The organism is Hymenobacter agri (assembly GCF_054778495.1).
In genome coordinates, this window is the sequence record NZ_BAAGZM010000075.1 from 1 (window position 1) to 11,864 (window position 11,864).

Genomic DNA, 11,864 nt, shown 5'->3' on the forward strand with positions numbered 1-11,864 from the left:
CAGGGCCGACTGCTGCTTTACGTGCAGGCCACCGGCGCGGCCGGCCCTATCCGCGTGGCGCTGGCCGCCCCCGGCCTGCCCACCAAAACCATCGAATTGCGCGCCGAATAGCGGCCGCCAAAACTGCTTTTTAACTCCGCCGCACTCGCGGCACGCTTGCGCAGAAATTGGTTGCCCGCGTCCGTTCCGGATGCCGCAGCCAGTCGGACCGGGGCCCGTTGGTGGGACAATGGCCTCGGTCCTTTGCGTGGGCAGTTTTAATGTTTTTGTAGGGGCGGGGCTTGCCCCCGCCCGGACGCCCGCACCGTTGCCACGATTCCGCCCAATGGTGCGAACGACGGGCGGGGGCAAGCCCCGCCCCTACCTCAAACCAGAATTGATTCTTCATGAAAAACAACTGGCTGATTCTGCTGGCTACCGCGCTGCTGCCATTCGCGGCCAGCGCCCAAAAAACGGCCCCGCCGTCCATCAAAACCAACATTCCGCTGGATTCCATTCAGTTGAGCGACCCGTTCATTCTGGCCGACGCGAAAACCCACCTCTACTACATGACCGGCACCGGCGGCCTGCTCTGGAAAAGCCCTGATTTGAAAACCTGGGCCGGCCCCTACGTGGTGGCCCGGCCCAACCCCGCCTCCTGGATGGGCCCGAAACCGATGATTTGGGCCGCCGAAATTCACCCCTACAAAGGCAAGTATTACTACTTCGCCACCTTCACCAACCCGGCCCTCAAAATTGATAGCGGCAACGGCGGCGCGCTGGAGCGCCGCGCCAGCCACGTGCTGGTGGGCAGCCGCCCCGACGGCCCATTCACCCCGATGCAGGACGCCACCTACCTGCCCGCCAACAAGTCCACGCTCGACGGCACGTTTTGGGTGGATAAAGACGGCAAGCCCTACCTCGTGTACTGCCACGAGTGGGTGCAGAACGACAACGGCACCGTAGAAAAAATCGAACTGAAGCCCGATTTGAGCGGCACGGTGGGCGCGGGCAAAGTCCTGTTTCGGGCCAGCGACGCGCCCTGGAGCCGCGAAAACCCGCGCCAAGGCCCCATCCGCCCCAACAAAGTCACCGACGGGCCTTTCCTGTTTCGCACCGGCACCGGCCGCCTCGGCATGCTCTGGACCAGCTGGATTTACGACGTGTACACGCAGGGCGTGGCCTACTCCACCAGCGGCACCCTCAACGGGCCCTGGGTGCAGGAGCCCGCGCCCATCACCCCGCCCAACTACGGCCACGGCATGCTGTTCCGCACCTTCGAGGGCAAGCTGCTCATGGCCATTCACAGCCACAAGGATATCAAAGGCGTGTACCGCCGCATCCCGCACCTGTTCGCCGTCGATGTATCGGGCGACAAGCTGGTGCTGGGCCAGCCGGTTCGGCCGTAATTATCAGGTGGTTTGGAATTACTGGATAAAATAGAACGTCATGCTGAGCGCAGCCGAGGCATCTCGCGTGTGGTAGTAAATCCAATCGTTGGGATTACTATCGCGGTAGAGATGCTTCGACTGCGCTTGCGCTCAGCATGACGTGCTGTTTTCGTTCGGCATCCGTCCGTTTCACGGACGACAACTCATTTCTACCCAACCGCCACCTTCCGCTTCTTCTTCTCCGCCACCTCGGGCGGGCGCTGCGACGAGCCGCGCACCAGCAGCTCGGGCCGTAGCGCTACCTGGCGGGGGGTGAAATTCTCGCCTTTCGAGTCGATGACTTCGAGCAGCAGACGCACGGCGGCCTGACCCATTTCTTCGCAGCGCTGGTCGATGGTGGTGATGGTGGGCTCGGTGACGACGGTGAATGCCTCGTTGCTGAAGCCGCTGATGGCCAGGTCTTCGGGCACGCGCAGGCCCTGGCGGCGGGCCTCCTGCATGGCCCCGAGGGCGCAGTAGTCGCCGGCCGAGAAGATGGCGTCGGGCGGGTTGGGCAGGGCCAGCAGCTGGCGCAGGCTGGCGGCGCCCTGCTCCTGCAGCATGTCGGTGTAGATGACCATGCTTTCGTCTTCGGGCAAGCCGGCCTCGCGCAAGGCGTCGAAATAGCCCTGGCGGCGGTTTTTGTAGATGTTGAGGTGCTGCGGGCCGGCCAGGTGGGCCACCCGGCGGCAGCCCTGGGCCAGCAGGTGTCGCGTGGACAGGTAGCCGCCCTCGCGGTCGTCGAGCACCACGGTGTTCACGTTGTCGCCCTCCACCACGCGGTCGAAGTACACCAGCGGCAGGCCGCGGCTACGCAGCTTGTCGAAGTGCTTGTGGTCGAGGGTAGTGCGCGAGAGCGAAACGAGCACGCCGGCCACTTGGGCGCTCAGCAGCGAGTCGAGGTTGCGGCGCTCCTGGGCCACGTCTTCGTTCGACTGGCAGATGATGACGTTGTAGCCGGCCTTGCTGGCGGCGGTTTCGATGCCGTGCACCACCGACGGGAAAAACCGCCCCTCGATGTAGGGCACCACAATGCCGAGCAGCTTGCTCTTGCCCTTGCGCAGGGCCGAGGCCATGTGGTTGGGCTGGTAGTTATACTTTTTGGCCAGCTTCTGCACCTTCTGCTTCATGGCCGGGCCGATGCTGAAATGGTCGCTGAGCGCGCGCGAGATGGTCGTCATCGACACGTTGAGCTCGCGGGCCAGGTCGGCCATCGATACCGGGCTGGTGGGGGCCGCCGCATCGGGCGCAGTTTTTTTTCGGGGAGCCATAAAGCGGGGGGCGGGGCACAAGGCGGTGCGCGGGAAAGCAGTTGTGTAAAACACGGGGCGCTTGCCCTGGAAAATCCCCCAAAACTACGCAAGTTCAGCAGCTTCCCGCTACTTCACCGCACAATAATAGTTGTGTAATGCCGGGGACATTTGGTCAGTTTCGGCGAAAGATACAGCATATGTAAACGTTTTCGCTTTACTTTACACAATCGATTGTGTCAGTAACCGTTTCAATACAATCGATTTGATAGTACGCACTCACCCGCCGGCGCTTTGGGCGCGGCGGCCGGGGTGCTTCCGCTCCTCCGCATCATTTTTATTTTTCCCGCTATGCCCGTTTTCGCTCCCACCCGAATGCTCCCGCTGGCCGCCGGCCTGGCCTTGGGCCAGCTGCTCGGCCCCGCCGCCCGCGCCCAAACCGCGCCCACCGCCCTCACCGTGCAGGTGAACAAGCCCGGCGCGCCCGTACCCAAAAACATGTACGGGCTGTTTTTTGAAGACATCAACTTCGCGGCCGACGGCGGCCTCTACCCCGAGCGGGTGAAAAACCGCTCGTTCGAAACCGACGACCACCTGCTGGGCTGGAAGGCCCTGCGCGGCGCGGCTGGCCTGGCCGACTACCGCATTTCGAGCGAAAACCCCATCGGCCCCACCAACGACCACTTCCTGCGCCTGAGCGTGGCCACCGCCAACCCCGACGCGGGTTTTGTGAACGAAGGCTTCCGGGGCATGGGTTTGAAGCAGGACGCGGAATACACGTTCTCCATTTACCTGCGGCGCGGCGCGGGCAACATCTCGGCCGTGAACGTGACGCTGGAAGAGCCCGGCCAGGGCGGCCCCGGCCCCGAAACGCCCGCCTCGGGCCGCACCCTGGCCCAGACGCAAATCACCGGCCTCACCAGCGCCTGGAAGAAGTACAGCGTGGTGCTGAAGCCCACCGGCACAGCTGCCCGCGCCCGCCTCAAGCTGACCGTAGAAGGCACTGGCACGCTCGATTTGGACGTGGTGTCGCTGTTTCCGAAAGACACCTGGAATAAGCGCGAGAACGGCCTGCGGCCCGACATCGTGCAGCTGCTCAAGGACATGAAGCCCGGCTTCCTGCGCTTCCCCGGCGGCTGCATTGTGGAGGGGCGCACCTTGGCCAACCGCTACCAGTGGAAGGAAACCATTGGCGACGTGGCTTCGCGCAAGCCGATGATAAACCGCTGGAACACCGAGTTTATCAACAAATTCACGCCCGATTATTACCAGTCGTTCGGGCTGGGCTTCTTCGAGTATTTTCAGCTCGCGGAAGACATCGGGGCCGAGCCGCTGCCGATTTTGAACGTGGGCATGGCCTGCCAGTTCAACTCGGCCGAGCTGGCGCCCATCAGCAGCGCCGCCAAGGGGCCGAACGCGGGCACGGCTAGCGCAACCGACGAGCCCACGCTGGATACGTTTATTCAGGATGCGCTCGATTTGATTGAGTTTGCCAACGGCCCGGCCAGCAGCGCTTGGGGCGCCAAGCGCGTGGCCATGGGCCACCCCGCGCCGTTCAACCTGAAGATGATTGGCATCGGCAACGAGCAGTGGGGACCACAGTACCTGGCTCGCTACGAGCCGTTTGCGAAGGCGGTGAAGGCCAAGTACCCGGCCATGCAGATTGTGAGCAGCGCCGGCCCCGCGCCCGAAGGCGCGCTATTCGACACCGCCACCAAGCAGCTGCGCGACTGGAAGGCCGAGTACATCGACGAGCATTATTACGCCAGCCCCGAGTGGTTCCGCAAAAACGTGGGCCGCTACGATAACTACCCCACCACCGGCGCGAAAATCTTCGCCGGCGAGTACGCCGCCCAGACCGTGGGCATCGCCAGCCCCGACAACAAGAACAGCTGGGACGCCGCCATTTCGGAAGCCGCGTTTATGACTGGCCTGGAGCGCAACGCCGACAAGGTTTCGATGGCGTCGTACGCGCCCATGCTGGCCCACGTGGACGCCTGGCAGTGGACGCCGAACATGATTTGGTTCGACAACCTGCGCACCTACGGCACGCCCAACTACTACGTGCAGAAGCTGTACGCCAACAACAAAGGCACCACCATGCTGCCCGTGCAGCGCGCCGCCAACGCCGCCAACGGCACCGACAACCTCTTCGCCAGCGCCGTAGCCGACGACGCCAGCGGCGACATCGTGGTGAAGCTGGTGAACTACTCGGCTACCGCCCGCCCCGTGGCACTGAGCCTGCCCGGCGTGAAAAAGCTCGGCAAAACCGGCCGCGCCACCACGCTCGCCAGCACCGACCTGAACGCCGTGAACAGCCTCGACAAACCGCAAAATCTGGCCCCGCAGGAGACGACGTTCAAAGTATCGTCGTCCAACGTGAGCTACACGCTGGCCCCGTACTCGCTCACGGTGCTGCGCATCCCCGGCAAGCGCTAGAACAGAGTAGAGACGCAACATTTTGCGTCTCGTCGTTGAACGGCCGGCCCTGCACAGAGCCGCGCCAAATGGTGCAGTCCTAACAACATCAGCAACGACGAGACGCAAAATATTGCGTCTCTACTTCGTTCTGCCAGCGCCTGAATCATCAGGAATCCACAGACATGAAAACCGCTTTCCTCTCCTGCCAGCTGCTGGCCGCCGTCCTGCTCCTTGCCGCCGCACCTGCCGCGCAGGCGCAGGCCCCGGCGCTGCCCGCGCCCGGCAACCCCATCATTAAAGACAAGTACACGGCCGACCCCTCGGCGCTGGTGCACAACGGCACGGTGTACCTCTACGCCGGCCACGACGAAGCGCCCGCCCCCGAGCAGCGCTACGTGATGCACGAGTGGCTCTGCTACTCCAGCACCGACATGGTGCATTGGAAAGAGCACCCGTCGCCGCTGAACGTGAAGGCCTTTGCCTGGGCCAAGGACGACGCCTGGGCCTCGCAGGTGGTGGAGCGCAACGGCAAGTTCTACTGGTACGCGGCGGTGGAGCACGGCAGCGTGCCGGGCAAGGCCATTGGCGTGGCCGTGGCCGATAGCCCCACCGGCCCGTTTCGGGACGCGCGCGGCTCGGCGCTGGTGCTGAACAGCCAGACCGAAAGCAAGATTTCGTGGGACGACATCGACCCCACGGTGTTCATCGACAAAAGCGGCCAGGCCTACCTGTACTGGGGCAACACGCACTGCTACTGGGCCAAGCTGAAGCCCAACATGACCGAGTTCGACGGCGAGATTCATCAGGTAACCAACCTGCCGAGCTACACCGAAGCGCCCTGGGTGCACCAGCACAACGACTGGTACTACCTGAGCTACGCCTGCCTGTTTCCGGAGAAAATCGGCTACGCCATGAGCCGCAGCATCGAAGGCCCGTGGGTGTTCAAGGGCCTGCTGAACGAGGTGGCGGGTAATTCCAACACCAACCACCAGGCCATCATCGACTTCAAAGGCAAGTCGTACTTCATCTATCACAACGGCAGCATCCCGAACGACGGCGGCAGCTTCCGCCGCTCGGTGTGCATCGACTACCTCTACTACAACCCCGACGGCACCCTGAAGCGCGTGGTGATGACGAGCGAGGGCGTTGGGGCGGCGAAGTAGCGGCGCGAGTATTACATCCAAGTAAAGGAACGTCATGCTGAGCGCAGTCGAAGCATCTCTACCGCGTAAGTAATCCAATCGATGGGTTTACCTACGCGGTAGAGATGCTTCGACTGCGCTCAGCATGACGTTCTATTTTCCTCTATTTTTTTTCCTCACACTTTCCACCCGCCCCGTCCCATGCGCAAATCCGTACTCACGGCCACCCTGCTACTCCTTCAAGTTTCGGCAATGGCGCAAGCTCCGGCCGCGGCGGCTACGCCGACTGTTATTGTCGAAACCGAGCACGTGAGCCTGGTGCTGACCGTGGGCGAAAACCACAAGCTCTACCAGCGCTACTTGGGCACGAAGCTGCCCGCCGCGGCCGACTACGCGCCCCTGCCCTTCCGCCACGAAGCCTACCCGCCGGCCGGCACCGACAACCTGTTTGAGCCCGCCCTGCGCATGGTGCACGCCGACGGCAACCCCTCGCTGGCGCTGGAATTTGTGGACGTGCAAACCCAGCCCGCCGCCGATGGCGTGGCCAATACCACCATTCATCTGCGCGACCCGAAGTACCCGGTGGACGTACAGCTGCACTTCGCGGCTTACGCGAAGGAAGACGTTATCAAGACCTGGACGGAGGTGGTGCACCGCGAGAAAAAGCCGGTCACGCTCACCAATTACGCTTCGGCAATGCTGCATTTTGATGCGCGGCAGTATTGGCTGAGTCAGTTTCACGGCGACTGGGCCGAGGAGGCCAAGCAGCAGGACAGCCAGCTCACGAGCGGCGTGAAGGTGATTGACACCAAGCTGGGCACCCGCGCCGGCTGGTACCAGACGCCCAGCTTCTTCCTGGCCCTCGACAAGCCCGCCGACGAAACCAGCGGCGAGGTGCTGGCCGGCACGCTGGCCTGGTCGGGCAACTTCCGGCTGGCGTTTGAGGTCGACAACCAAGAGGCCCTGCGCGTGTCGGCCGGCATCAACCCCTACGCGTCGGAATACACGCTGCCGGCCGGGCAGCCGTTCGTCACGCCCGAATTCATCTTCACCTACAGCACCACCGGCAAGGGCCTAGCCTCGCGCAACCTGCACCGCTGGGCCCGCCGGCACGGCGGCACGCTCGACGGCACCGCGCCGCGCCCTGTGCTGCTCAACAACTGGGAAGCCACGTATTTCGATTTCAACGAAGCCCGGCTCGATGGGCTGATGGGCGACGCGGCCCGGCTGGGGGCCGACGTGTTTCTGCTCGATGACGGTTGGTTCGGCAACAAATACCCGCGCAAAGACGACAGCCAGGGCCTCGGCGACTGGCAGCCCACCGCCGCCAAACTGCCCAACGGCGTGGGCCACCTCGTGCAAACCGCCACCAAAGAAGGCATCAAGTTCGGCATCTGGCTGGAGCCAGAGATGGTGAACCCCAAAAGCGCCCTCGCCGAGCAGCACCCCGACTGGCTCCTGAAACTACCCAACCGCCCCGACGACCTCTACCGCAACCAGCTCGTGCTCGACCTCACCAACCCGAAGGTGCAGGATTTCGTGTACCAGACCGTGGCGGGGCAGCTGGCCCAGGGCGTGGCCTACGTGAAGTGGGACTGCAACCGCATGATTAGCAGCGGCTACTCGCAGTATTTAGGTAAAGACCAGTCGCACCTCTACATCGACTACGTGCGCGGCCTGTACCGCGTGATGGCCCGCGTGCGCCAGCAGTACCCGCACCTGCCCATGATGCTGTGCTCGGGCGGCGGCGCGCGGGCCGAGTACGGTGGGCTGAAATATTTCACCGAGTTCTGGGCCTCCGACAACACCGATGCCTTCGAGCGCATCTTCATTCAGTGGGGCTTTTCCAACTTCTTCCCCGCCAACACCATCGCTAGCCACGTCACGAACTGGAACCGCAGCCACAGCCTGAAATTCCGCACCGACGTGGCCATGATGGGCAAGCTCGGCTACGACATCGAAGTGGATAAAATGACGCCCGACGAGCTGAAATTCAGCCAGCAGGCCGTGCGCGACTACAAGCGCCTGAGCCCCGTCATCTGGCAGGGCGACCTATTCCGGCTGCGCTCGCCCTACGAGGGTAACCAGGCGGCCCTGATGTACGTGGCCGAAAACCAGCGCCAAGCCGTGCTGTTCGGCTACAACCTGCACACCCGCTTCCTCGAAACCGTGCGCCCGGTGAAGCTGCAAGGCCTCGACGCGGCCCGCCGCTACCGCCTCACCGAAATCAACCTCATGCCCGGCCAGAAATCGACGCTCGCCGCCAACGGCCAGACGTATTCCGGCAGCTACCTCATGCAGGTGGGCGTGGTGGTGTCGGACGGCGACGCGAAGGCCCTCACGAGCCATGTGCTGGAGCTTGTGGCGGAATAGTAGCGCGGACTTTTAGTCCGCGAGTGAGCGCAGTGAACTACTACCGCGTCGTACTTGGACCGGATGCTCGCTCCGCTCACTCGCGGACTGAAAGTCCACGCTACAATCAAAAAGGCGCGCATTCCCACCGGGAATGCGCGCCTTTTTCAGTTTTAAACGCTGTGCTATTCCTGCACGAAGCGGGTTTGCTGCACGAAATCACCCTGCGTCATGCGCACCAGATAGAGGCCGGGGGCCAGCGCGGCGTTGTTCAGGTCGAGGGGGTTGCCGCCGGCTACGAGCGAGGCGTTCTGGCGGTATACCGGGCGGCCGAGGGCATCCAGTACTTCAATGGTGGCGGCGCCGGGGCGCTGGGCCTCCACGCGCAGGTGCAGGGCCTGGCCGCGGCCGGCGGGGTTGGGGTAGGCTTGCAGCCAGAGTACTTCGCCGGCGGCATTCTTGGTGGCCAGCGCAGTGCGCGTGAGCGTCCAACGCTGGGCCTGCTCGAAGCCATTGTCATCCCACAGGTTCACCTGCGCGCCCGGAGCAGGGCTGCCAAAGCCTATTTCCAGCACCTGCGCAACGCCTTGGGCATTGGCCGAATTTTTCAGCGTGAGTTTGTAGCGGCCATTGGAGCCGGGGTCGGTAATGAACCAGCGCTGGGCATCGTCACCGCTGGTCAGCAGTACGTTTTGCTCGATGCGGGTACCCGCCACTTTAGACAGACCCACCGACTGCAGATACTGCACGGTGCCTTTGTGGCGCAGCTTATAAGACCCGTCGGTTTGCAAAACGAACACGAATTGCTGGCCGTCGTTGGTGTTTTCGCCCCACTGGGCCAGCAAAGCACCGGCAGTGGTCAGGTTGCGGTCTACATCGAGGCAAAGCGGCGAGCCGGCCGGTACGCCGTATTGCACGGCCGAGTTGTCGGCCACCACGCCGTAGTGCGTGAGGCGATAAGTCGCGCCATTGGTGATGGCGCCCTGGGCCTGCGCCGCGTGGCTGCCGATGAGCAGGCCGAAAGCAGCCAGCGCCCCAAAGAGTACAGATTTTTTCATGGGAATGGGAAGAATGAATGGTGGGATGAATTGCAGACGAGGAACTGGTGGCACCAAAGACGTCATCAGTCGGTGAGTGAGGACTACCTCGACAAATGTAACGTCGCACAAATGAAATTCACAAACGATTGTGTAAATAATTTTTGTAGCTTTGCCCGGTACCTTTAGCTAGTTACCGATATGAGTCTCTGCAATTCAACCACCGTTGCACAATCGTTTATGCTTAGTTTGCGCGGTCTAGTGAATCTGTTGTGGCTGAGTTTATTCGGAATTAGCACGCCGGTGCAGGCGCAAGTCGCGTTGGCCCCCATTCCGGTACACGACCCGGTAATGATTCGGCAGAACGGCACGTACTACCTCTTTTGTACCGGGCCGGGCATTGCGGTGTGGTCGTCGGCCGACCGCCAGACGTGGAAGCGTGAGAAGCCGGTGTTTGCCAGCGCGCCGGCCTGGGCCACGCAGGCCGTGCCGGGCTTCCGCGATAACCACATCTGGGCGCCCGATATTTCGGAGCACAACGGCATGTACTACCTGTTCTATTCGATTTCGGCCTTCGGTAAGAATACGTCGTGCATCGGCCTGGCCACCTCCCCCACCCTTGACCCCGCCGCGCCCAACTTCAAGTGGACCGACCACGGGCGCGTTATTCAATCGGTGCCGGGGCGCGATATGTGGAACGCTATCGACCCCAACCTGATACGCGACGAGACTGGGCGGCCCTGGCTCACGTTCGGCTCGTTCTGGAGCGGTATCAAGCTAGTGCAGCTGCGGCCCGACCTCACCGGCCCGGCCCAGCCCGAGCAGTGGCGCACGCTGGCCCGCCGTCCGCGCAACCCGCAGCTCAACGACTCGCTGCCCGGCGACGGAGCCATCGAAGCACCGTTTCTGTTCCGCAAAGGCGGCTTCTATTATCTATTCACCTCCTTCGACTACTGCTGCCGCGGCCCCCAGAGCACCTACAAAATGATGGTGGGCCGCTCGAAAACCCTCACCGGCCCCTACCTCGACAAGGCCGGCCAGGACCTGGCCCAGGGCGGCGGCTCGCTGCTGCTGACCGGAGACAAAAACTGGTACGGCCTGGGCCACAACGCCGTGGCCACCTTCGATGGCACCGACTACCTCATTTTCCACGCCTACGACGCCGCCGACAAAGGCCGCTCCAAGCTGCGCATCGAGCCGCTGGCCTGGGACGCCGGCGGCTGGCCGGTAGTGAAGCCCTAGCGGCCGGCGGCGGCGCCTCTCAGCAACGATAGCATCGGCCCTAGCACGCCGAAACGCCGAACTAACCTTGCCCAAACTATCTGCAAATGATTGCAGCGCGCCATCAATCCTTTTGCCTCTCTACGCACCATTCTCTTCATCCATCAAAACCCCACCACATGAAACAAACACTACGTTTTTCGACCATTTACCGGGCGGTCTTTCTGCTCGTGCTGCTGCTGGGTGCGGGCATGGCCCGGCCGGCGGCGGCACTGCAAGGTGCTCCCGGCGCGCACGACCCCAGCAGCATCGTGAAGGAGGGCGGCAAATACTGGATGTTCACGACCGGCGACGGCATCTACGCGGCCTACTCCACCGACCTGGTGAAGTGGACGCCGGGCCCGCAAACCATTTTCCCAAAGGGCACCTGGCCGGCCTGGATAAACTCAGCGGTGCCGGGCTTTGCGGGCAATTTCTGGGCGCCGGAATGCTTTTATATGAACGGAAAGTATTACCTGTACTACTCGTGCTCCACGTTTGGCTCGGCGCAGTCGGCCATTGGCGTGGCTACTTCGCCCACCCTCGACCCGGCTTCGGCCAATTATAAGTGGACAGACCTGGGCCAGGTGGCGGCTTCCACCACTAGCAGCCAGGTGAATGCCATCGACCCGGCCATTCTGCTCAACAGCGACGGCCGGCTCTGGATGTACTACGGCTCCTTCAACGGCGGCCTGGGCGTGCTGGAGCTGAACCCCAGCACGGGCCTCAAGAAAGTGGGCGCATCGACGCTGCGCGTGGCGGGCAACACCGTGTCGGGCACCCGTGACTGGGAGGCGGCCTATGTGGTGAAGGACAACGGCTATTTCTACTTCTACGCCAACCGCGGGCTGTGCTGCAAGGGCACGAGCAGCACTTATAAAATCGTGGTGGGCCGCTCCAGCAGCCCCACCGGCCCGTTTCTGGACCGCAACGGCGTGGACCTGGCCGGCACCACCGGCATGGCCGGCACGCTGGTGCTGGGAACCTCGGGGC

8 protein-coding genes are annotated in these 11,864 nt (G+C 63.0%); 6 read left to right on the forward strand and 2 right to left on the reverse strand.

Features of this window, described 5'->3' with window-relative positions:
- Positions 1 to 386 precede the first annotated feature (386 nt).
- Positions 387 to 1,388 (forward strand): glycoside hydrolase family 43 protein, encoded by a 1,002-nt coding sequence (locus ACYVDE_RS06385; protein WP_460500651.1) that lies wholly within the window; start codon positions 387 to 389, stop codon positions 1,386 to 1,388.
- A 191-nt stretch (positions 1,389 to 1,579) separates the two neighbouring features.
- Here ACYVDE_RS06385 and ACYVDE_RS06390 read toward each other — a convergent pair whose 3' ends face one another.
- Positions 1,580 to 2,680, reverse strand: coding sequence for a LacI family DNA-binding transcriptional regulator (locus ACYVDE_RS06390; protein WP_460500652.1), 1,101 nt, complete (start codon positions 2,678 to 2,680; stop codon positions 1,580 to 1,582).
- Between the two features lie 330 nt (positions 2,681 to 3,010).
- Here ACYVDE_RS06390 and ACYVDE_RS06395 point away from each other — a divergent pair, with 330 nt between their 5' ends.
- The 3 genes from ACYVDE_RS06395 (at position 3,011) to ACYVDE_RS06405 (ending at position 8,595) form a co-directional block, all read left to right on the forward strand.
- Positions 3,011 to 5,098 carry an alpha-L-arabinofuranosidase C-terminal domain-containing protein gene (locus ACYVDE_RS06395; RefSeq protein WP_460500653.1) on the forward strand — a complete coding sequence of 696 codons (2,088 nt, stop codon included), beginning with the start codon at positions 3,011 to 3,013 and terminating at the stop codon, positions 5,096 to 5,098.
- A 164-nt stretch (positions 5,099 to 5,262) separates the two neighbouring features.
- Positions 5,263 to 6,243, forward strand: coding sequence for a glycoside hydrolase family 43 protein (locus ACYVDE_RS06400; protein ID WP_460500655.1), 981 nt, complete (start codon positions 5,263 to 5,265; stop codon positions 6,241 to 6,243).
- A 180-nt stretch (positions 6,244 to 6,423) separates the two neighbouring features.
- A complete protein-coding gene (locus tag ACYVDE_RS06405; RefSeq protein ID WP_460500656.1) occupies positions 6,424 to 8,595 on the forward strand; it encodes an alpha-galactosidase in 2,172 nt (723 codons plus the stop codon).
- A gap of 164 nt (positions 8,596 to 8,759) precedes the next feature.
- Here ACYVDE_RS06405 and ACYVDE_RS06410 read toward each other — a convergent pair whose 3' ends face one another.
- Positions 8,760 to 9,632, reverse strand: a complete 873-nt coding sequence (locus tag ACYVDE_RS06410) for an RICIN domain-containing protein (RefSeq protein WP_460500657.1) — start codon at positions 9,630 to 9,632, stop codon at positions 8,760 to 8,762.
- A 240-nt stretch (positions 9,633 to 9,872) separates the two neighbouring features.
- Between ACYVDE_RS06410 and ACYVDE_RS06415 the strand changes: the two genes are divergently transcribed.
- Both ACYVDE_RS06415 and ACYVDE_RS06420 read left to right on the forward strand, forming a co-directional pair.
- Positions 9,873 to 10,853, forward strand: a complete 981-nt coding sequence (locus tag ACYVDE_RS06415) for a family 43 glycosylhydrolase (protein WP_460500658.1) — start codon at positions 9,873 to 9,875, stop codon at positions 10,851 to 10,853.
- Positions 10,854 to 11,011: 158 nt separating this feature from the next.
- On the forward strand, positions 11,012 to 11,864 hold an 853-nt coding region (locus ACYVDE_RS06420; protein WP_460500659.1), incomplete at its 3' end, for an arabinan endo-1,5-alpha-L-arabinosidase.